The organism is Bacillus thermozeamaize (genome assembly GCA_002159075.1).
GTDB lineage: Bacteria > Bacillota > Bacilli > ZCTH02-B2 > ZCTH02-B2 > Bacillus_BB > Bacillus_BB thermozeamaize.
Genome location: LZRT01000062.1, coordinates 74,331 through 96,376, shown reverse-complemented (window position 1 = coordinate 96,376; position 22,046 = coordinate 74,331). Strand labels below are relative to the sequence as shown.

At 53.2% G+C, this 22,046-nt stretch carries 19 protein-coding genes; all 19 read right to left on the bottom strand.

Annotated elements, in window-relative coordinates; translation table 11 throughout:
- Positions 1-130: 130 nt before the first annotated feature.
- The gene (locus BAA01_08460) at positions 131-634 is read right to left on the bottom strand and encodes a hypothetical protein (protein OUM88391.1); all 504 of its coding nucleotides are present in this window, start codon (positions 632-634) and stop codon (positions 131-133) included.
- A 19-nt stretch (positions 635-653) separates the two neighbouring features.
- On the bottom strand, positions 654-1,898 hold the full coding sequence (locus tag BAA01_08455) for an MFS transporter (GenBank protein ID OUM88390.1): 1,245 nt from the start codon (positions 1,896-1,898) through the stop codon (positions 654-656).
- A 160-nt stretch (positions 1,899-2,058) separates the two neighbouring features.
- The gene (locus BAA01_08450) at positions 2,059-2,271 is read right to left on the bottom strand and encodes a hypothetical protein (GenBank protein ID OUM88389.1); all 213 of its coding nucleotides are present in this window, start codon (positions 2,269-2,271) and stop codon (positions 2,059-2,061) included.
- 2 nt (positions 2,272-2,273) lie between these two features.
- Complete coding sequence (locus tag BAA01_08445) at positions 2,274-2,717, bottom strand: deoxyuridine 5'-triphosphate nucleotidohydrolase (GenBank protein OUM88388.1); 444 nt, start codon at positions 2,715-2,717, stop codon at positions 2,274-2,276.
- A 73-nt stretch (positions 2,718-2,790) separates the two neighbouring features.
- Entirely contained in the window at positions 2,791-4,041 is a 1,251-nt protein-coding gene (locus tag BAA01_08440) for a zinc protease (GenBank protein OUM88387.1), read from the bottom strand.
- A 52-nt stretch (positions 4,042-4,093) separates the two neighbouring features.
- A complete protein-coding gene (locus tag BAA01_08435; GenBank protein ID OUM88386.1) occupies positions 4,094-5,080 on the bottom strand; it encodes a hypothetical protein in 987 nt (328 codons plus the stop codon).
- A 121-nt stretch (positions 5,081-5,201) separates the two neighbouring features.
- Entirely contained in the window at positions 5,202-7,301 is a 2,100-nt protein-coding gene (locus BAA01_08430) for a polyribonucleotide nucleotidyltransferase (GenBank protein ID OUM88385.1), read from the bottom strand.
- A gap of 118 nt (positions 7,302-7,419) precedes the next feature.
- Positions 7,420-7,689 carry a 30S ribosomal protein S15 gene (locus BAA01_08425; GenBank protein ID OUM88384.1) on the bottom strand — a complete coding sequence of 90 codons (270 nt, stop codon included), beginning with the start codon at positions 7,687-7,689 and terminating at the stop codon, positions 7,420-7,422.
- Between the two features lie 175 nt (positions 7,690-7,864).
- Entirely contained in the window at positions 7,865-8,833 is a 969-nt protein-coding gene (locus tag BAA01_08420; GenBank protein OUM88409.1) for a riboflavin biosynthesis protein RibF, read from the bottom strand.
- A gap of 22 nt (positions 8,834-8,855) precedes the next feature.
- Positions 8,856-9,788 (bottom strand): tRNA pseudouridine(55) synthase TruB, encoded by a 933-nt coding sequence (locus BAA01_08415; GenBank protein OUM88408.1) that lies wholly within the window; start codon positions 9,786-9,788, stop codon positions 8,856-8,858.
- A gap of 68 nt (positions 9,789-9,856) precedes the next feature.
- A complete protein-coding gene (locus BAA01_08410) occupies positions 9,857-10,855 on the bottom strand; it encodes a hypothetical protein (protein OUM88383.1) in 999 nt (332 codons plus the stop codon).
- Complete coding sequence (locus BAA01_08405; protein ID OUM88382.1) at positions 10,839-11,192, bottom strand: ribosome-binding factor A; 354 nt, start codon at positions 11,190-11,192, stop codon at positions 10,839-10,841. Before BAA01_08405 ends, BAA01_08410 begins: the two co-directional genes overlap by 17 nt.
- A gap of 48 nt (positions 11,193-11,240) precedes the next feature.
- Positions 11,241-13,598, bottom strand: a complete 2,358-nt coding sequence (locus tag BAA01_08400; GenBank protein ID OUM88381.1) for a translation initiation factor IF-2 — start codon at positions 13,596-13,598, stop codon at positions 11,241-11,243.
- Positions 13,591-13,914, bottom strand: a complete 324-nt coding sequence (locus BAA01_08395) for a hypothetical protein (GenBank protein OUM88380.1) — start codon at positions 13,912-13,914, stop codon at positions 13,591-13,593. The genes BAA01_08400 and BAA01_08395 overlap by 8 nt, the downstream gene beginning before the upstream one ends.
- Complete coding sequence (locus BAA01_08390; GenBank protein OUM88379.1) at positions 13,904-14,185, bottom strand: hypothetical protein; 282 nt, start codon at positions 14,183-14,185, stop codon at positions 13,904-13,906. The genes BAA01_08395 and BAA01_08390 overlap by 11 nt, the downstream gene beginning before the upstream one ends.
- A gap of 10 nt (positions 14,186-14,195) precedes the next feature.
- Positions 14,196-15,302, bottom strand: coding sequence for a transcription termination/antitermination protein NusA (gene nusA, locus BAA01_08385; protein ID OUM88378.1), 1,107 nt, complete (start codon positions 15,300-15,302; stop codon positions 14,196-14,198).
- 58 nt (positions 15,303-15,360) lie between these two features.
- Positions 15,361-15,831, bottom strand: coding sequence for a ribosome maturation factor RimP (locus BAA01_08380; protein ID OUM88377.1), 471 nt, complete (start codon positions 15,829-15,831; stop codon positions 15,361-15,363).
- A 173-nt stretch (positions 15,832-16,004) separates the two neighbouring features.
- A complete protein-coding gene (gene polC, locus BAA01_08375) occupies positions 16,005-20,273 on the bottom strand; it encodes a PolC-type DNA polymerase III (protein ID OUM88376.1) in 4,269 nt (1,422 codons plus the stop codon).
- 43 nt (positions 20,274-20,316) lie between these two features.
- The gene (locus BAA01_08370; GenBank protein ID OUM88375.1) at positions 20,317-22,032 is read right to left on the bottom strand and encodes a proline--tRNA ligase; all 1,716 of its coding nucleotides are present in this window, start codon (positions 22,030-22,032) and stop codon (positions 20,317-20,319) included.
- Positions 22,033-22,046: the final 14 nt, after the last annotated feature.

Below are 22,046 nucleotides of genomic sequence, written 5' to 3'. Positions count from 1 at the left end.
TCGGCCACATAATGAAGTTGCACAAGTTGTCCATAACATGTGGTTTCATTTAATTTCAATTGCAATATATCCGTCCACAATCGATGGATTGACTATTAAAATTAAAATGAACATTAAGAAAGTAATAGGTTTATAGTCGCGATACTTGTGTTCGGGCGAGATAATCATGAACTCCCTTCACTCCTCCATTCAGAAACAAGACAAGGATATATAGGAACATGATTAGATTCGGTATATATATTAAAAACACATTTCCAGGTTTCTCTATACTCCACCATGGATCCGGAACAAGTATCATCAGATGCGTCAATTCCCAAGGCAACAGCTTTATACATGTTCTTAATAGTGCTTGTTTGAAATGGATGGCTGTTCCTTCTTCATTCTTGACCTTCAGTCTCAATAAACGCTTTCCGATCGTTTTCTGTGAAAAGCGCTCGAACAATATAAAATACAGCCATGTCGGCAAAGACATCGTCAACAGGACCCAGATTTCGATTTCATATCCTCTGTCCAAATACTTAAAAGGAATGCCTGAGGTAATGAAATAAATCAACAGCTGAAAAGCAATAAGGATAGAAGCTACAAGCATAAAATCTATCCAATACGCAGCCAGCCTTTTCAGGGATAACCCCACGAACCCACCTCCTCGCAAGCTACAGTGCCGCTGGTTTCGATTCTTCGTTGCGGGTTTCCGGAAACCGGAGCAGCGGCAGAATGACAACTGCCCCGACGATCAACAATACGGCAGCCAATTCATAGACTACGACGAGCGACCACACTTTTTTCAGCAATCCTGCAAGACTCATGGTAACGACCATCGCGCCGATAAACAGCGGATTTAAAATGCCGTTGACACGGCCGACGAACGACGTTGCCGCATGTGTCAAAATAAGTGCATTGATACCGATATGAATGGCAGGTATCGCCAATCCGGAAATGAACTGGCCCGCCAATGTCAGCCAGAGCTGGGTGGACAAACCGACAATCAGTACTCCGGCCGCGCTCAGAAGGCAGCCAACCAGCAACAGGAATTGGGGGGACGCTTTCTTGGAAAGGACCATCGTTAATCCACCCCCGAGGATCATCGCCATGCCGTTGGCGGCTATGAGCCACTGCAGCATTTCTTTGTCCATCCCAAGCCGCTCGGTGACAATAAAAATGCCCAGCGGATGGATCATGCCGATCGCAAATCCGACGATCAAAAAGCAAGCGCCGAGCGTCACGAACACTTTATGCCCCATCACATAGCGGAATCCTTGGACGATGTCTTCGCGCAAGGCCTGTGGCTTTTTGGTCGCCTCTTCCGCTTTGTCCGGCGGAAGGAACATCAGCACACCGGCCGACAGCAAAAAAGCAACTCCCATGATGGCGATGGCAATCTGAATGCCATACGTCTGATAAACAAACGTCCCCATAACCGGACCGAGGATCATAAACACGGCAAACATCGTCTGGTAAATGGACATGCCCAACGGAATCAGCTCGGCCGGCACATGCATCTTAAACAGCTTCATCCCGGACGGTTGGGAGAACTGCGACAAAATCGACGAAACGAGCATGGCCAAAAAGACCGCTTTCCAAGAGGCCAACACGAGCGCGGCAAGCACTGCAAAGACGGAAACAGCGCTCAACAGATCGCATCCGATCATCGTCCGCTTCGGTCGCCACCGGTCGGCAAATGTTCCGCCAATAAATGAAAAAAGGAAGATCGGCGCGAATTCCGCGACCGATATCATCGAAACGGCGAACGGGTCTTCGCCAGTCATTTCCATCACATAAAGCAAAACCGCAAAATTGCGCACCCATATGCCGATTTGCAATAACAGAGCAGACAACAAGATCACCTGCACGAAGCGGTTGCGGAACAATCCGGTGTTGGATACCTTTGCTGCGGACACGTTTGATCATTTCCCCTTTTTGCTCTGACTTCGCACTTTCTCTAGGATAATGCATCAGGAACCGCCCCGTCTACTGAAATGGGAGCGCGAAAAGATGCCTCATGCGCTGCCGTACTCGACAAAAAAACAGCCTGACAAACGGTTTGTCAGGGTATCTTGCTTAGCGGCGGTTGCGCGATTGATTTTGGACATAAAGGGTGATCAATTCATCCAGACGCTGGCTGAGCTTGAGAATCTGGGGATCGGAAAATGCGGAAGGGTCTTGGTCAACTTGCTTGTACAGCCGGATCCGAAGGCGTTCGATTTCTTGCAGCAATTGTTTGCCCGACAACGGTTCTTGTGTAGGTTGATGATTATCGCTCATGCACGCCATCCTCAAACTCCTGAATGTCCAAAGCCACCGCTTCCGCGTTCCGTCGTCGCCAATTCTTCGACCACCCGCCAGCTGGCATCTGTTACCTGTTGAATGACCATTTGGGCAATCCTGTCCCCACGCCTGATGACAACCGGTTCCTGCCCGAGATTGATGAGAATCACGCCGATTTCACCCCGATAATCCGCATCAATGGTCCCGGGCGCATTCAAAACGGTCAACCCGTGCCGAAGAGCAAGGCCGCTTCGCGGGCGGATTTGCGCCTCATATCCTTTGGGCAACTCGATTTTCAATCCCGTCGGTATCAGGGTACGCTGTCCAGGCATCAGCGTCACTGGTTCTTGGACAGCGGCGTGAAGATCATATCCGCTGGCTTCAGCAGACATTTTTGTTGGAAGCGGCAAATCTTCGCTGCCAGGAAGACGTTGAACCCGTATCTCGATCAAGTAATGTCCCCTCCATTGTTGTTCTGCTAGACGTGAGCGCCTCGAGGCAACTCATGAGGCTTTTCGGCTGTTCTTACGTTCCTAAAGCCCGCCTCAACTTTGCCAATTGTTCATCTTCGCCGACAGTCGCTACGGCAGGCGGGTCGCAAAAAATGGCCTGTGCCACCTCATGTACTTCCTCAAGGGTGACGCGGTTGAGTTGCGCCAGCAGTTCATCCAATGACCAGTGTTTCCCCAAAAGCAATTCATTTCTCCCCAGACGGCTCATCCGGCTATTGGTGCTTTCGAGGCTGAGCATCAGGCTGCCCTTTATCTGCTCGCGCGCTTTTCTCAACTCCTCTTCCGTGATTCCGTTGCTGCGTATCTGCTGGATGATGTCTAATGTCAATTTGAGCACCGTCTCGACGTGTTCTGGCGCCGTCCCGGTGTAAATGGCAAAAATTCCTTCCTGTTTAAAAGAGGAATGATAGGAGTAAACAGAATAAGCGAGGCCGCAATCTTCGCGGATCTGTTGAAACAACCGCGAACTCATGCTTCCTCCGAGAATGTTGTTTAGGGCAACGAGCGAATAGAGGCGCTCATCCTTAAATGACAATCCGGGAAAACCAAGGCAAAGATGAACCTGCTCCGTTTCCTTCGGGTAAAAGATCGACCTGTGGTGAAAGTCTGCTTTCTGATCGGGCAGCGTATGTATCGTTGAGGTGAATTGGGAAAAAGCTTGTTCCACCAGCTCAAGGGCGTCAGGCCGCACATGGCCGGCAATCGCAATCACCGTGTTGTCCGGCGTATAGGCTTGACGCATGTACTGCAGGAGGTCATCCCTCGTCAGTCCCCCCAAAGCCTCTTTGGTTCCGGCCACTGAAGCGCCGAGCGGGTGTTCCGCAAAGGCCGCCTTCGCCAGAAGTTCATGGACCAACTCATCCGGGGTATCTTCGTACATTTTAATCTCTTCGAGAATGACCTTTTTTTCTTTCTCAAGTTCTTGCGGTTCAAAGAGTGAATGAAAATACATGTCCGCAAGCAGTTCAAGCGCATACGGAAAATGTTCGTCCAGCACCTTGGCGTAATAACAGGTATATTCTTTCGAGGTAAAGGCGTTGACCTGCCCGCCGATACTGTCAAATTTTTCCGCAAGCTGCCGCGCCGTATGGTGCTTTGTGCCTTTAAACAACATATGTTCAATCAAATGAGAAATGCCATTAATTTCGATCGACTCGTAACGGGAACCAGCACCTACCCATACACCAATGGAGACGGATCGGACTGAGGCCAGCTCCTCAATCACCACCCGCAGGCCATTTTTCAGGACATGCCGATAAATCATCAGGCATCCTCCCATTCTTCGATAAACACGGCGAATCCACGGTATCACTATATCAGAATTCCGGCAGTCTCACAACATCCACCCGTGCTGGAGACAAAACGTCTGAAACAGTACCGAGCAAGAGTTTTTTGGACCGAATCTGGCGGATCATCGGCTTGAGCGCCTGCACCGTCGGTGAGGTAGGATGCATCAGGATAAGATTTCCATTGGAAACCTCAGGAACAATCCGTTTTAATATGAGTTCCGGTGCAGGTTTCTTCCAATCCACGGTATCCAGGGTCCAGAGGATGGTCAGCATCCCTTGCCGATGGGCCACTTCAACCACTTGTTGATTGAAATCTCCGGAAGGAGGCGCAAAATATCGCGGCTTGTTTCCAATCACCTGTTCAATGACCTGATTGGTCTGACTGATTTGCCGCTCCATCTCTGATTCGTTTAATTTGCTCATCGCTGGATGCGAATAGGCATGATTTCCGATTTCATGGCCCTGTTGGTCAATCGCCTTTACCCATTCCGGATTTTTCTTTGCCCAGGATCCATCCAGAAAAAAGGTGGCTTTCACCTGTTCTTCCCGCAGAATCTCCAGCATTGCCGGAAGGTGTTCCTCCCCCCAGGCGACATTGATCATCAGGCCAACCATGGGCTTCTGCGGATTTCCCCGATAAATCGGTGCAGGCGGCAATTGCTTCAGATCAATTTGCGGCGGCAACTCTTGATAAATGAGCTGAATCGGCTGACTTGATCGGCTCTTGGCCAGTTGATAAGTGACTTCGCGATCCACCACAAGACCATTGTACCCTGGGATCGCTTTCCAAACCGGATCGATGCGCGCATTTTCCGCCGGCTGATCCACCCGCTCCGCCAGCGATTGAATCTGCACCCATAACGGGTCGTTTTTCCACTCGGCATGGTTGTGTTCCCCGGACAGAGCGGTTGCTTTCATCGACTGCAAATAGACATGAACCGGCTTCAGAAAAGGAATGACAAAAAGGAGCAGCAATCCCGCAAATAAAAAGGCTGCCCACAACGATCGGTTCATCCTCACCGTGCACCCTCCCGTTCATCTCCATCCTATGCGGCGATGAGACGGGCTATGTCGCAAAAATAAAAAAAGAGACAGAACAGCTCTGACTCTTTTTTCCCCGAGTGTTGGGACGCACTCAGGCTTTTTGCGGCTTTTCCTTCTTCAGGAGAGCCTTGCGGGAGAGGTTTATCCGGCCTTGGCTGTCAATTTCCGTCACCTTGACCAAAATCGTGTCACCAATATGTACCACGCTCTCCACCTTGTCCACCCGCTCATTGGCCAGCTGGGAGATGTGGACCAGACCTTCTTTTCCGGGAAGGATTTCGACGAACGCGCCAAATTTTTCGATGCGTTTCACCTTTCCTTGATAGACATCCCCTACGACCACATCCCGGACAATATCTTCGATTTTCTTCTTCGCTTTTTCATTCATTTCTTCATCCGGCGATGCGATGTAGATGCGCCCGTCTTGTTCGATGTCGATTTTAACCCCGGTTTCGCTGATGATTTGGTTGATCACGCGCCCGCTCGGTCCAATCACGTCCCTGATCTTATCAGGATGGATCTGCAAGGTGATGATTTTGGGTGCATATCGGGACAATTGTTTGCGCGGCTCGGAAATCACTTCAAGCATCTTATCCAAAATATAGAGCCGTCCGCGTCGCGCCTGTTCCAAGGCTCGTTTGAGAATCGACTCGTCAATGCCGTCAATCTTGATATCCATCTGGAGCGCCGTAACTCCTTTGGCTGTGCCGGCCACTTTAAAATCCATATCCCCCAGGTGATCTTCCATCCCCTGGATGTCAGACAAGATGACGACCTGATCGCCTTCCTTGACCAATCCCATGGCGATTCCGGCCACCGGAGCCTTGATCGGCACGCCTGCATCCATCAGCGCCAGTGTGCTACCGCAGATGCTGGCTTGGGATGTGGAACCATTGGACTCCAGCACTTCAGAGACGAGGCGAATCGTGTACGGAAACTCACTTTCTGGCGGAATGACAGGCAACAGTGCCCTTTCTCCCAACGCTCCATGTCCGATCTCGCGCCGTCCTGGCCCGCGAATCGGCCGGGCTTCGCCAACACTGTATGGAGGGAAGTTATAATGATGCATGAATCGCTTGCTTTCTTCCAGGCCCAAGCCATCCAGGATCTGTACATCGCCGAGCGCCCCCAAGGTGCATACGCTCAGGGTTTGCGTCTGGCCGCGGGTAAAAAGACCAGAACCATGCGTTCGCGGCAGAATGCCCACCTCACAGGAAATGGGACGAATTTCATCAGGTGCTCGTCCATCCGGGCGCCTGCCTTCCAAAATCATTTCTCGCACCTTGCGCTTGACGAGCCGATCTGCCACCTGCCGCACCTGGGCAAGCCGTTCCTCTTCTTCCGTCCATTGCTCGGCAAAGTGTGAAAGCGTCTCTTCGATGACGCCATCGATCGCGTCCTGTCTTTCCTGCTTGTCGGGAATCTGGAGAGCCGCAGACAGCTTTTCCGTGGCGAATGTTTCCACAGCTTCAACCAATTCGGGTTCAGGTTCGGTCACCTGCACCTCAAGCTTGGGTTGCCCAACTTCCCGTACCATTTCTTCAATCAACGCAATGATCCCTTTGATCGCCTGATGCCCAAACAGGATGGCCTGCAGCATCACCTCTTCCGGCACCTCGTCGGCACCTGCTTCGACCATCATGATGGCATCTTTCGTCCCTGCCACGGTCAGGTGAAGATCGCTTTTCTCCTCTTGTTCCACGGTCGGATTGATAACCAGTTCACCGTCAACCCGGCCGACAATCACGCCGCCGATAGGGCCCCTGAAGGGAATCCGGGAAATGGACAGCGCGGCAGATGTTCCGATCATGGCCGCAATTTCCGGGGAACAGTTCTGATCGACGGAAAGAATGGTTGTCACCACTTGGACTTCGTGGCGAAACCCTTCTGGAAAGAGAGGCCGAATGGGACGATCAATCAGGCGTCCGGAAAGGATCGCCTTTTCACTTGGACGGCCTTCCCTTTTGATGAATCCTCCCGGAATTCGGCCAACCGCGTATAGCCGTTCCTCATAATTGACCGTCAGCGGAAAAAAATCAAGTTCCCGCGGTTCTTTGGATACAGTCACCGTAGCCAATACGACCGTCTCGCCATAGCGAACCAGAACAGCCCCATCGGCTTGTTTCGCCAGTTTTCCTGTTTCCAGGATGAGCGGACGCCCTGCCAGATCCATCTGATATGTTTTCTCCAAAAGGTGTCCTCCCTTCATAACCTTCATCTATGGAAACAAACCACTTATGGAAGAATTCGAGGGTTAAAGGTTATGTATCCTTTTGAAAAAGGCTTCCACGAAGGAAGCCTTTTGCGACTTATTTACGTAAGCCAAGCTCTTCAATCAACTTCCGGTAACGCTGAACATCCTTCTCGCGCAAGTAATTCAGCAAACGTCGGCGTTGGCCAACCATTTTCAACAGACCACGGCGGGAATGATGATCCTTTTTATGGACCCGCAGGTGCTCGTTCAATTCGTTAATCCGCTCTGTCAAAATGGCCACCTGTACTTCCGGAGAGCCGGTATCACTTTCATGACACCGGAATCGTTGGATGATCTCCTGCTTTCGTTCTTGTGTCAGCGCCATGGTTTCACCTCCTTGTCTCTTCACACCATCAGCCCAGAAGACGTCGGTGACTCGTCTTCCACGCCAAGGCGAATCCTTCCGTCCAGCCAATCTTTCACTGCAAGATTCCAGCCGGAGGGCTAAAGAAAGTATATCACAGCTGGAAATTCAACGCAAAAGGAAGATGGACAGCCGGTTATTTCCCTCCTCTGAAGCAACAGGCGGGTGCTGGCGCTTGTGACTGAATCCACTGTTCAGCCTGCTTGACATCCTCCTTGATCTGTCGGACCAGGGCTTCTGCGTCAGGAAACTTTCTTTCCGGCCGCAAATAGTGACAAAACTCGAGGCCCATTGCTTCTCCATACAGATCGCCGGAAAAATCCATCAGATGCACCTCAATCGAAGGTTCCACGCCGTCTTGATGAAATGTCGGCTTGACACCCAGATTGGCGACGCCATAGAAAGACTGTCCTCTGCATTCCGCGCGTACCACATACACACCTGTTTTCGGCAAAAAGTAAGGCTCCGTCATGTTCAGGTTTGCCGTCGGAAACCCGATCGTACGCCCCCGGTGTTCTCCATGAACCACCTCGCCCTGTATCCTGTAAGGGCGGCCCAAAAGCCGGCAGGCGCGGCCGGTATTCCCTTCGTGAAGCATTTCCCGTACAAGGGTGCTGCTTACCTTTTCCCCTTCCAGGGTAACCGGGTTTACGACCTGCAGAATGTAACGGTCCCGGCAGTGATCACGCAGCGTATTGACCGTGCCCATGGCACGATGACCAAACGTATAGTCGAATCCGACCACCACTCCTTTCGGCCGCAAACGCATTAAAAAAGATTCGATAAATTCCTCAGGCATCACGGCCGCAAAATCCCGCGTAAAAGAGACCACATAGACATGATTCACGCCAAGCCGTTCCAGTTGCCTAAGTTTTTCCGCGAGGGGCGTCAAATAAGAGGTATATCCTTCTTTTCCAAGCACTGCCCGGGGATGGGGATGGAAGGTCATCACGCCAGCCGGAAGGCTGAGCTTTTCTGCCAATGCGATCGCGCTTCCGATCACGCTTTGGTGGCCGATGTGAACCCCGTCAAAATAGCCGATGGCCAGAACCTGTTCAGGATAGTTCGACTCTTCCAGGGGGTGAGCCAGATAATGCACCGTCATGGCCACTTCCGAACACCTCCTTTCAAACGGGCAGAAACACTTTTTCAGGAGTGATCAGCACGAATTGCTCCTCACGACGAAGCTTCGCCGTGGCGACAAAATGTCTTTTCCCCTGCGACAAACCATAGACGCGATAGGTGTCTTCCGGGTACTGCTCGGTTGGCAAGGCGAAAGCCTCAAGGCGCACCGCCTGCCCCCGGCTCAACCGGGCCGCCAGTGAATGCTCCAGGTCTAACGCAGGTAAATGGGGCAAAGCCGCATCCAATGGTCGCAGGAGCTGATCAACCGTACCGGCGGCAGCGGCCGCCTCCACCTCTTTTTGCTCGACACAATCCTCAAGGGCAAAAGGGCCGCTTTGAATCCGAACCAGCCGGCTCATATAGGCCGGATAACCCAACCAAAGGCCGATATCCCGGCACAAACTGCGTATGTATGTCCCTGTTGAACAAGTCACCTTGAACTGAATGGACACCTCTTTTCCCTGTCGGGACAAATGCAATAAACGCAATTCATGCACGTGCACCTTCCGTTTGGGAACCTCAACCGGGATTTTTTCCCTCGCATATTGGTACAGTTTTTTTCCTTCGACTTTGATCGCCGAGTAAAGGGGCGGCTCCTGTTCGATTTCCCCCGTAAACCTTTGGAACGCCTGCTCGATACGGTCCCGGTCCACTTGTGCCACAGGGACCTCTTCCAGCACTTGACCGTCACCATCCAGTGTGTCAGTCGACTTTCCCAGGATCATCTCTCCAACGTAAGCCTTCGGCAGTTGGTGAAGGTACTCGATCAATCGGGTGGCTTTCCCGATACACAGCGGCAAAACGCCGCTGACAGCCGGATCCAAGGTGCCTGCGTGACCAATTTTTTTGACACCGAGCAGTCTCCTGGCCCAGACCACCAGATCATGCGAGGTGCAACCAGGCGGTTTCCGCAGTGGAAGGATTCCGTTCATCATCGAACCATCACCCAATCCGCCATCCCGCATCCATGAACCTCCAGACAATTACGCCATGGCCCCCTTTATCATGCGCCGCCCAACAGCTCTTTTTGCACGCTTGCCCGCACCTGTTCCATCACGGCAAGCAAAGGTCCTTCTACTGTACAGCCTGCGGCCCGGGCATGGCCACCGCCTCCAAACAGGCCCGCAATCTTGGCTACATCGACCCGCTCTCGCGAACGCAAACTGACTTTGCAGGATGCAGGTGACATTTCCCGGAACAAAAGCCCCACCTCCACTCCCTCAATACGCAAAGGATATTGCACCAGCCCATCCATATCCGCTTCCGTCGCTCCCGCCTCACGGAGATCCTCCTGGGTCACATACATCCATGCCAGGCGCCCATCCATCTCCCGCTGCAGACGGGACAGCGCCTTTTGCAACACATGCAGGTGCGCTTCACTGATCCGTTCCAGGAATTGTTCCGCCAGTTTACCGGGGTTCACGCCCGCATCCAGAAGCCGGCTGGCAATCCGCATCACTTCCGCTTTCGTATTGGAATAGCGAAACCCTCCCGTGTCAGTCAAAATCCCCGTGTAAAGGCAGGTGGCAAGGGGTTCCTCCAACGGCACCTGCAAGGTCTCAGCCAGATAGTAGACCAACTGCGCTGTGGCAGCCGCTTCCGGCAAGACCAGATTTACCGTGCCGTACCGGGTATTGGTGGGGTGATGGTCGATATTGAGGATTCGGGCCCCGGCGGCAAAGCGGGAAGGAAATGGTTCCATCCTTTTCTCATCGGCGCAATCCAGGGCAATGACATGGTGATAAGGGCCTTCCGTGCCTCTTTCTTCACTGGAAAGAATCTCGTCCGCCCAGGGCAGTATTCCGTACTTTTTGGGCAGGCGGTCCGGATTGACGACACAGTACCGTTTCTTCAGCGCCTTAAGAATCCCCACCATCGCCAGTGTCGAACCGATCGCGTCCCCATCCGGACTGAGGTGGGAGATGACCAGAAACTGGTCATGCTCCGAGATAAACCGCGCCGCCTCCCGGAACAGCTGCATCATATCAGGATTGGTCTTCATTGTGGAGTTGTTTGAGGATCTGGGCAATCCTTGTGCCACGTTCAATCGATTCATCGAGCTTGAAAATCACCTCCGGGGTATGGCGCAGCGAAAGTCTCTTGCCAATCTCGGTGCGAATAAAGCCCTTTGCTTTTTCAAGACCGACCATGGTTTCCCGTTTTTGCTCCTCGTTGCCGAGAATGCTGACATAAACCGTGGCCTGTTGCAAATCGCCGGTCACTTCCACGTCAGTCACTGTGGCAAAGCCAATCCGTGGATCTTTTAACTGTTTCTGAAAAATTTCTCCCAGTTCCTTTTTGATTTGTTCCGCCACACGATTGGCACGCAGTCGACCCATGTTATCACCTTCTTCACGCTCAAACCGCTATTTTCCCGCGCTTGATTCTCATCGATTTTGCGGCACTTGCTCCATGACGTAACACTCCAGGTGATCGCCCTCTTTGATGTCATTAAAGTTTTCGATCATCAAGCCGCATTCATACCCTTGGCTGACCTCTCTGACATCATCTTTGTATCGTTTCAGCGAGCTGATCTTTCCTTCATAAATGACGACGCCGTCGCGAATCACCCGCACGCCCGCGTCGCGGGAAATCTTTCCTTCCAGCACATAACAGCCGGCAATCGTGCCCACCCGGGACACTTTAAAGAGCTGGCGAACTTCGGCGACGCCAGTCACCGTCTCTTGATACACAGGCTCAAGCAGACCCTTCATCGCCGCTTCAATTTCCTCGATGCACTCATAGATCACCCGATGCAGACGGATCTCCACCTTTTCCTGCTCCGCCCTGGTGCGAGCCTGCGGTTGCGGGCGCACATTAAAGCCGATGATGATCGCATTGGAGGCCATCGCCAAATTGACGTCGGTTTCGGTAATCGCGCCGACACCGGTATGGATGATCCGAACGCGTGCGCCTTCGACGTTGATTTTTTCCAGCGCTCCTCGAAGTGCTTCCACACTGCCCTGGACATCCGCTTTGATGATCACATTCAGTTCCTTGACCTCGCCTTCTTGCAGCTGCTTATAGAGGTCATCCAGGGTCACTTTGCTGGTTGAGGACAACTCCTCCTGTCGTTGTTTGCTGGCGCGGCTTTCTGCAATCTGTCTGGCCTTCTTTTCATCTTCAAAAACCAGAAATGGATCGCCGGCGTTCGGCACTTCAGCCAGTCCGGTAATTTCAACCGGCGTGGAGGGGCCTGCCTCTTTAATCCGCCTTCCCATATCATTGGTCATCGCGCGCACACGCCCAAAAATGCTTCCGACGACCATCGCGTCGCCGACCCGGAGCGTTCCCTGTTGCACCAGGACGGTAGCAATCGGGCCTCTTCCTTTATCCAATTTCGCTTCGATGACCACGCCTTTGGCTGGCCGGTTGGGATTGGCCTTCAATTCTTGCATTTCCGCGACCAGCAGGATCATTTCCAGGAGTTCGTCAATCCCCTGTTTCTTCAACGCTGAGATGTAGACAAAGACAGTGTCGCCGCCCCATTCTTCAGGAATCAGGTTGTGTTCAGCCAACTCCTGTTTCACCCGGTCGGGGTTGCTCTCTGGTTTGTCCATTTTGTTTACAGCGACGATAATCGGCACGCCGGCGGCCCTGGCATGGTTGATCGCCTCTACGGTCTGGGGCATGACGCCATCATCGGCGGCCACCACAAGCACGGTGATATCCGTCACCTGCGCGCCGCGGGCACGCATCATGGTAAATGCCTCGTGGCCAGGCGTATCGAGAAAGGTGATCTTCTTGCCATTGATCGACACCTGGTAGGCCCCGATATGCTGGGTAATGCCGCCTGCTTCCTGTTCCGTCACCTTGGATTGACGGATCGCGTCCAGCAACGTGGTTTTTCCGTGGTCCACATGACCCATGATGGTGACGACAGGCGGCCGTTCGGTGAGGGCTGCTTCATCTTCCTCTTCCGGATACAATTCAAACTGATCCTCGTCAATCTCAATTTTTTCCTCGACGGTCACGTCGTACTCGGCAGCGATCAATTCAATCGCGTCCTTGTCGAGTTCCTGGTTGATCGTGGCCATGATGCCGAGGAACATCAACTTTTTAATGATTTCCGAAGCCTCTTTGTTCAAAGCCTTGGCCAATTCGCCAACGGTCATGGAACCGGTGTAGGTAATGACCTTGGGCGTCTGTGCCTCTGCCTGCTTCGCCTGTTCCTGTCGCTTGTTTCGTTTGCTTTTGCGACGGGAATAAAAACGGCTTTCCCCTTCTTGCGTGGCATATGGTTCATTTTCCCGCTCGTGATCCCGGTGGGTTTTGCGTTCGCGCGAAGGTTTGTCGCTGATATTGACACTGGCAGGTGCGGGCCTTGCCGGACGTTCCTTGCGCGTATCTTTATTTCCGGGAGATGCCGGTTCCATGACGGGTTTTTGCCCGTCGGTCCTCTGGCGCTGGCCCTGCGGCCGCTGCCTGTTTTTCTGTCCCTCTTTGTTCTCTTTGTGATTCTTGAACGGACGATTCCGATCTTGCGTCCGGGAACCGGCTTTGTCGGGACGCAAGGGCGTGGGCTTGCCTTCCCTGGCCGGTTTGGCAATGGCAGTAGACTCCACATCTCCAGCCGCCCGCTTCTTGACGCTCTCAAAATAGTTCTGGATCTTTTGGATTTCTTCCTCTCCGATCATGCTCATATGGTTATTTACACTCACATCCATCTTTTTTAGTATCGAGAGAATCTCCTTGCTCGACATATTCAGTTTCTTGGCGTACTCATAGACACGTATTTTACTCATTCACTTCACCTCCGGGCTTTTTCCAATCACGCATCAGCAGGTCGGCAAACCCTTGATCGGCGATCCCCAAAACGACTCGCTCATTTTTACCGATGGCTTTTCCCAGACTTGTCCGTTCATACGTGACGAGGCAGGGAATCCCGCAATGAGCGCATTTGTCCATCAGACGCTTTTTCGTGTTTTCCGAGGCATCCGAAGAAAGCAGAACCATTCTGACTTTTCCCTTTCGCAATGCCGATAAAACCCTCGCCTCGCCGTCCAGCAGTTTTCCGGCCCGATAGCATAATCCCAAATGCTGCAAAAACTCACGATTCATCCTGCGCTGCACCTTGGACATGATGGAGGATTTGCTGGTAGAATTCAGCGGGCACTTTCACATCCAGGGCGTGTTCCAGGGCGCGTTTTTTTGCTGCCAGCTCCACACATTCCCGTACCGGACACAGGTAGGCGCCGCGGCCTGATTTTTTTCCCGTCGGATCGATCAATAATTCCCGTTCCGGCGTCCGGACAACGCGAATCAACGTTTTCTTCGGTTGCATCTGTTGACAAGCGACACATTTTCGCATCGGGATCTTTTTTTGCTTCACCTTCGCTCACCTACACTTCCTGAACTTCATCCGAAGTGGAGGCTAAAGGGGTCCCCTCATTCTCCTGAGACTGTCTGGCCAGTTCTTCCGCCTGCGTTTCCGACTTGATATCAATCTTCCAACCCGTCAATTTGGCGGCCAGACGCGCATTTTGGCCTTCCTTGCCAATCGCCAGCGACAACTGATAATCCGGAACCACGACCCGGGCCATTCGCTCCTCCTGGTATAGGGTCACCGAGATCACTTTTGAAGGACTGAGTGCGTTGGCCACATACACTTGCGGGTCTTCCGACCAGCGCACGATGTCAATCTTCTCTCCTTTTAGCTCATTGACCACATTTTGTACGCGTACCCCTTTTTGGCCGACACAGGCACCGACCGGATCCACCTCAGGCAGGTTGGAATGGACGGCAATTTTGGAACGGGTTCCTGCTTCACGAGCCACCGATTTGATTTCGACCACGCCATCATAAATCTCTGGCACTTCCAGTTCAAAGAGCCGCTTCAATAACCCCGGGTGGGTTCTGGAAAGAAAAATCTGCGGACCCTTGGTCGTCTTTTCCACCTTGGTAATAAACGCCTTGATCCGTTCCCCTTGCTGCAGCCGTTCTGTGGGCATCACTTCCTGAACAGGCAACAGGGCCTCCGTCTTGCCCAAGTCCACATAAATAAAACGATGATCCTGGCGCTGCACCAGTCCGGTCACGATATCTTCCTCACGGTCGACAAACAACTCATAGATGACGCCGCGCTCAGCCTCCCTGATCCGCTGTGTGACCACCTGCTTGGCCGTTTGGGCGGCAATCCGTCCAAAATCCTTTGGCGTCACTTCCAGTTCCACCACATCACCCAACTGATAGAGGGAGTTCATCTGGCGGGCCGCATCCAAACTGATCTCCAATCGCGGATCGAGAACCTCCTCTACAACCGTCTTGCGCGCATAAACTTTGACAGCTCCCGTTTCCCGGTTGATATCCACCCGGACATTCTGAGCCGTATTAAAATTCCTTTTATAAGCCGAAATGAGTGCGGCCTCAATGGCCTCGAGCAGCACTTCCTGGCTGATGCCTTTCTCTGTAGCCAGTTGTTCAAGTGCACTGATAAACTCTTTGTTCAAAATCCTTACCCCCTCTTGTACACTTGACATGTTGGTTCTTTCTGTCCGGAAATTCTTCTCACAAACCCGTCCAATCGACGGTCAGGCGGGTCTGCGCCACTTTTTCCCGCGGAATTTCGAGGCGCTCCCCCGTTTCAAGGGCCAGTGTCAACACATGCTTGTCAAAGGCATCCAGCCGGCCGGTATGTTTTTTGCTCCCTGCAAAGGGTTCGTACAGGGTGACCATAACGGGCTTGCCAAGCGAACGCTCCAGGTCCCGATCCGTTTTGAGCGGCCGTTCCGCACCTGGAGAAGACACTTCGAGAATATACGGGCCGGGTATCGGATCCCGCCGATCCAGCAACTTGCTCAGTTGTTCGCTCACCCTTCCGCAGGCATCCAGATCGACGCCCCCTTCTTTGTCGATCAAGACGCGCAGGAACCAATTGCTTCCTTCCCTGACATACTCAATGTCGACCAGCTCCAACCCTTCCCGCTCCAAAATCGGCGTGACCAGCTCTTCCGTTACTTGCGCCACTTTCTCTTTCATGGCTTCCTCCTTGATTTAAAATATGACAGTTCCATCCGCCGAGGAACGTAACAGCAAGAGATAAACTTTCTGTATTAAACGCAAAGAGTGGGGAAGCCCCACTCTTCAATCGTCCGTATCCTCAGTATTACCACGGAGAATTATAACATAACGAAAGATAGAGGGCAACGCCATCAAAACAGCGACAACTGGTTGGATTCCGGCAGCTCGTCAAAACAGCCCATCTCCGCCAGCTGCTCCGTCACGGTTCTGGAAACCCGGGTGCGTTCCTGAAAATCTTCTACGGACAAGAAAGGCTGCTCTTCCCGCGCACGAACAATGCTCCGGGCCGCGCTTTCGCCAATCCCCGAAAGTGCCCGGAAAGGTGGAATCAGCGTATTGCCGTCGATGAGAAAGCGCACGGCATCAGAACGTTGCAAATCCACCTTTTGAAAGCGAAAACCCCGTTGGAGCATTTCCAGCGCCAGTTCCATCACGACCAGGAGCGATTTTTCCTTCGGCGAAGCCTGATTGCCTTTTTCCTGGATTTCATCCATTTTCAACATGATGGCATCAGGTCCCTGGAGCGCCAGTTGCATGTCAAAATCATCGGCCCGCACCGTGAAGTAAGTGGCATAGAACTCGATCGGCCGGTAGACCTTAAACCAGGCAATCCGCAGCGCCATCAAGACATAGGCCACTGCGTGGGCCTTGGGAAACATGTATTTGATCTTCTGGCAGGATTCGATATACCAATCGGGCACGTGATGTTCCTTCATGACCTGGATGTCCTCGTCCGTCAATCCCTTTCCCTTGCGCACGCGCTCCATGATTTTAAAGGCCTGCGAGGGGTTAAGGCCGCGGTGGATCAGATACACCATAATGTCATCGCGGGTGGAGATCACTTCCGCAAGGACCGCCTTCCCGGAGCGAATCACTTCCTGCGCGTTGTTGATCCACACATCGGTTCCGTGCGACAGGCCGGAGATGCGGACCAATTCCGCAAAAGTGGTCGGCCTGGTCTCCTCCAGCATCTGCCTGACAAACCGGGTGCCAAACTCCGGAATCCCCAGGGTCCCCGTGTTTGAGCGAATCTGTTCCGGTGTGACGCCGAGTGCCTCGGTGCTGTAAAACAATGAAAGCACTTTGGGATCATCCACCGGGATTTTTTTCGGATCGACACCGGTCAAATCCTGCAACATCCGGATCACGGTCGGATCGTCGTGGCCAAGAATATCCAGCTTGAGCAACCTGCCGCTGATGGCATGGTAGTCAAAGTGCGTCGTCACGGTATCGGAAGCCACATCATCCGCCGGCCGCTGGAGAGGCGTAAAATCATACACCTCCATGTACTGCGGGATCACCATCAGCCCCCCCGGATGCTGCCCCGTTGTCCGCTTGATTCCCGTACAACCGGCCACCAGCCTTTCCACCTCAACGCTCCGAAGCTGCAGATTGTTTTCCTCCAGATACTTGCGGACAAACCCGTAGGCCGTTTTTTCGGCCACGGTAGAAATGGTCCCGGCACGGAAAACGTAATCCTTGCCGAACAGTTCCTCTGTGTATTTATGCGCCCGTGGCTGGTATTCACCGGAAAAGTTCAGATCGATGTCCGGCACCTTATCTCCTTCAAAACCCATAAACGTCTCAAAAGGAATATCATGCCCGTCTTTGTGCAATTTCTTGCCGCACCGAGGACAATCGGCATCCGGCAGGTCAAACCCCGAACCGACCGAGCCATCGGTAAAAAATTGATGATAATGGCAGGACAGGCAGACGTAATGGGGGGGCAGGGGGTTTACTTCCGTGATCTCGGTCATCGTGGCAACAAGGGAAGATCCGACGGAACCCCTTGACCCGACCAGGTACCCGTTTTTCAGGGAGTGCGCCACCAGTTTGTGGGCGATGTAATAGATGACGGCAAAGCCGTTGCCGATAATGCTTTCCAGTTCCTTCTCCAGCCGCTGCTGCACGATTTCCGGCAAGGGGTCTCCGTAGATTTGCCGCGCTTTCTCATAACTCATTTGGCGAATGGCCTGATCCGCCCCCTCAATCACCGGCGTATGCAGGTCATCGGGAAATGGCTTGAGCGGCTCAATCATCGCCGCCACTTGTTTCGGCCACTCAACAACCACCTCTTTGGCCTTGTCTGCGCCCAGATGGGAAAAACACTCCATCATTTCCTCTGTCGTACGAAAGTAGGCGGGCGTCAGTTCATCGGCAGAAACCTTTCCGGCGGTCAAGATCTTGCGAAAAATGGCATCATGCGGATGCAGGTAATGCAGATCCCCAGTGGCCACCACAGGCTTCCCCAGTTTTTCGCCAATTGCCACGATTTTCCGGTGCAGATCCCGCAGGTTTTCTTCATCCTGAACCACACCCCGTTCGATCAGGGGGATCAGCTGATCCAAGGGTTGGATTTCCAGATAATCATAAAACTGGGCCACCTCTTCCGCTTCTTCCAGGGATTTTTGCAAAAGGGTTTCGAACAACTCTCCCCGTTGACAGGCGCTGCCTACCAGAAGGCCTTCCCGCATTTGCATCAACAACCGCTTGGGAATCCGCGGAACGCGGTGAAAGTATTCCAGGTGGGACAGCGAAACCAGTCGATACAGGTTTTTTAAACCGGTCTGATTCTGGACCAACAAGCTGACATGAAATGGACGGCTTTTTTTCCATTCCGTGCCATTTCCTTGATGGTTCAGTTGCGCCAGCGAGAGGATCCCCTTCTGCAACAGATCCTGAATCATCCGCCACAACAGTTGTCCGGTCGCTTCGGCGTCGTGGTAGGCCCGGTGGTGATGGGACAGCGGAATCTGGAACGTCTCACAAAGCGTGTTCAGCCGGTGATTTTTCAGCCGCGGATATAAAAAGCGGGCCAATTCCAACGTATCCACAACCGGTTCCGAAATGGCGGGCCAGCCCAGTTTCTTATAGGCCGCATTGATAAATCCAAGGTCAAATCGGGCGTTATGTGCCGCAAGGATGGCTCCTTTGCAGAAATCGCGAAAACCGCTGAGCGCCGTTTTGAGATCGGGAGCATCACTGACCATTTCATTGGTAATGCCGGTCAAGCGCGTAATCGCTGGCGAAATCGGTTCGTTCGGTTTGACGAAGGTTTCATACCGATCAATGACCTGGCCGTTTTTCATTTTCACGGCGCCAATCTCGATCAATTCATGATAATTGGCCGACAGGCCGGTGGTCTCTGTGTCGAAAATCACATAGGTGGCTTCTGCCAGCTGTCTGTCTTCGGGTTGCCAGACGATGGGCACCCCGTCATCCACCACATAGGCTTCCATGCCGTATAAAATTTTGACGCCGTATTTCTTTCCCGCCTCATAGGCATCGGGAAAACTCTGCACCACTCCATGGTCGGTAATCGCGATCGCGGGATGGCCCCATTCTGCGGCCTGCTTTACAAGATTTGCAACATCCACCACGCCGTCCATCGCGCTCATCGAGGTATGGGCATGCAGCTCAACCCGCTTCTCCTCTGCCAGATCCTGACGAACCTGTGGCGGAATGCCGTGAAGATCGGAAGCGACCAGGGTCAACTCGCGTGAATAGAAATCAACCTGCGCATGGCCGCGGATTTTCAGCCAGGTTCCCTTCTCGATCCGATTCAACAGGGCTTCATCTTCTTTATCCCGGACAAACACCTTCACCTGGATCGAATCGGTGTAATCGGTAACCGACAGAAGAAGCAGTTTCTTGCCGTTTTTCAATTCCCGCCATTCCGTAGCGAAGACCTCTCCCTGAATCGTCAGGTTCTGCTCTTCTTCGCGAACCTCATGCAAGGGAGTCGGAGGACTGCTTATCCTGGATCCATACAGGAGCTCGCCAGGACCCGTCTCAGGTTCCGACTGGGCGCGCGCCTCCGCCAATGCCTGCTGGGCCTGCTGAATGAGCATCTGTTCCTCGGTTCGCCTTTGTTCCTCCAGCTGCTGGCGCCGCTGAAGATCATCCTGATACTCCACTTTCACTTGCAAGGGTATGCCTGTCATGTCCAGTATCAGCTGACGCAGCATCTGCAGGAGGTTTTTCTTCTCCAACAGTTCATACATCAACGGCTGCGTAACCTGCAGGCATAACCGCTGTTCCTCAAGCCGCCACGTCGCTTCCCGAAGCCATTGGTGCACATGAGCTGGCAGAGACAGCCGCGCAATGAGGTATGTCCAGTATTCACGGAGAAAATGATCCAGATCGAGCCGATCGTGACGGCATCGGAAAGTCACCCGCACCATGCCGCTCAGCTTACGGGCTATCTGCGTTGTCACCTGCTCAAAAACAACTGCCGGAACCATCTCCGGCAATCGTAATTGAATCACCCACTCCCGTTGTTCGGGATATACCTCCACCTTTTCAACCTGCGCCTTTGAAAAATACGCCCATTGCGATTCCGGAATGACGGTCTGCTCGAAAAGCACGGCCAACGGCTTGGCGATTCCCCCGGCTGCCATACTCTCACTCCCCCATTACGCGCGCTCATGCAGACTGTAAAACTTACTGTTCCAACAATGTTATAAGCTGTTCCTTCAGGGAGGTGAGCTCCCACTCCTGAACCTCGCCGGTCTTTCGATTTTTCAGTTCAACCCGTCCTTCAACGGCCTTCTTGCCAACCAGGATACGCCAGGGAATGCCAATCAGATCGGCATCGTTCAGCTTCACACCCACCCGCTCCGGACGATCATCCAGCAATACTTCAATCGCTTGATCCCGCAGCCACTGATATAGCTCCTCCGTCAGCTTGCGCTGTGCTTCGTCCTGAAGGTTGACGGGAATCAAGTGGACCTGGAAGGGCGCGATGCTCTGCGGCCAGATGATTCCATATTCATCATGCGATTGTTCGATGACGGCTGGGATCAGCCGGCTCACGCCGATACCGTAACATCCCATGATCATGGGCTTGCGTTGTCCGTTTTCGTCCAAGTAATAGGCGCCCAGTTTTTCCGAATAACGGGTTCCCAGCTGAAAAATGTGGCCCACTTCAATGCCGCGGGAAAAATGGATCGCGCCGCCACAGCGCGGACAGTCATCCCCTTCTTGAATCACGCGCAGGTCCAAGTAGGCCTTTACCTGAAAATCCCGTTCCGGCACCGCATGCAGGTAATGATAATCGGTCTGGTTGGCACCAATCACTGCTTCCGTCATCTCGGCAACCGCATAATCGGCATAGATATCCACTGACAGGCCCACCGGCCCCGCAAAGCCGACATCAGCCGAGGTCAACTGTTGCACCGTTTCCTGATTGGCCAGTTCCAGCTTGTCCACGCCAAGATGCGCTTTCAGCTTGATTTCATTCAATTCATGATCGCCCCGGACCAACGCCGCCACAACCCGATCATCCGCTTGATAGAGCAGCGTCTTGATCATCTGCGAGGGCGGCAGGGCCAAATACTGGCTGACCTCTTCCATCGTCTTCATGCCAGGTGTATGTACCTTTTCAAGCGCGGCGGCCTGCTTTCGCGCCTCTTCCACCTGCTGCCGCCTGCCAGCCGCGGCAGCCACCTCCGCTTTTTCAATATTGGCGGCATATTCACAGCGCGTGCAAGAGACAATCGTATCTTCCCCTGCATCAGAGAGGACGATGAATTCATGCGTACCGGTGCCGCCAATGGCACCCGCATCCGCCTCGACCGCACGAAAGTCAAGACCCATCCGGGCAAAAATGCGGTTGTACGCCTCGTACATCGCCTGATAACTGCGCGCCAGTCCTGCCTCATCCACATCAAAGGAATAGGCATCCTTCATGATGAACTCCCGCGCCCGCAACAATCCGGAACGGGGACGGCGTTCATCGCGAAACTTGGTCTGGATCTGGTAGAGGATCTGGGGCAGCTTGCGATAGGAATTGACCTCGGCTGCCAGCAGCGCCGTAATCACCTCTTCGTGCGTCGGACCCAGCACCATCTGCCTGCCATGCCGGTCTTCCAGCCGGACCAGCTCCGGGCCATAGGTATCCCAACGGCCGCTTTTCTGCCACAGTTCCCCTGGCTGCAACGCCGGCAGCAAAACCTCCTGTGCTCCTGCCCGGTCCATTTCCTCCCGGACGATGCGTTCCACCTTGTGCAGCACGCGCAAGCCCAAGGGCAAAAAAGTATACACGCCCGAAACCAACATCCGTATCAAACCCGCCCGCAACATGAGGCGGTGGCTGATCATTTCCGCCTCAGCCGGCACTTCCCGCAGTGTCGGGATGAGCAGATCAGTTTGCCTCATCGTTTTCCGCCTCC

Excerpts from the sequence above, each read along its gene's own strand:
- BAA01_08415 (OUM88408.1), bottom strand. The coding sequence starts at position 9,788 with ATGATGAACGGAATCCTTCCACTGCGGAAACCGCCTGGTTGCACCTCG.
- BAA01_08400 (OUM88381.1), bottom strand. The coding sequence starts at position 13,598 with ATGAGTAAAATACGTGTCTATGAGTACGCCAAGAAACTGAATATGTCG.
- BAA01_08425 (OUM88384.1), bottom strand. The coding sequence starts at position 7,689 with ATGGCGCTGACACAAGAACGAAAGCAGGAGATCATCCAACGATTCCGG.
- BAA01_08450 (OUM88389.1), bottom strand. The coding sequence starts at position 2,271 with ATGGCGTGCATGAGCGATAATCATCAACCTACACAAGAACCGTTGTCG.
- BAA01_08405 (OUM88382.1), bottom strand. The coding sequence starts at position 11,192 with ATGGGTCGACTGCGTGCCAATCGTGTGGCGGAACAAATCAAAAAGGAA.
- BAA01_08440 (OUM88387.1), bottom strand. The coding sequence starts at position 4,041 with ATGATTTATCGGCATGTCCTGAAAAATGGCCTGCGGGTGGTGATTGAG.
- BAA01_08410 (OUM88383.1), bottom strand. The coding sequence starts at position 10,855 with ATGAAGACCAATCCTGATATGATGCAGCTGTTCCGGGAGGCGGCGCGG.
- BAA01_08370 (OUM88375.1), bottom strand. The coding sequence starts at position 22,032 with ATGAGGCAAACTGATCTGCTCATCCCGACACTGCGGGAAGTGCCGGCT.
- BAA01_08395 (OUM88380.1), bottom strand. The coding sequence starts at position 13,914 with ATGAATCGTGAGTTTTTGCAGCATTTGGGATTATGCTATCGGGCCGGA.
- BAA01_08435 (OUM88386.1), bottom strand. The coding sequence starts at position 5,080 with ATGAACCGATCGTTGTGGGCAGCCTTTTTATTTGCGGGATTGCTGCTC.
- polC (OUM88376.1), bottom strand. The coding sequence starts at position 20,273 with ATGGCAGCCGGGGGAATCGCCAAGCCGTTGGCCGTGCTTTTCGAGCAG.
- BAA01_08420 (OUM88409.1), bottom strand. The coding sequence starts at position 8,833 with ATGACGGTGCATTATCTGGCTCACCCCCTGGAAGAGTCGAACTATCCT.
- BAA01_08380 (OUM88377.1), bottom strand. The coding sequence starts at position 15,831 with ATGAAAGAGAAAGTGGCGCAAGTAACGGAAGAGCTGGTCACGCCGATT.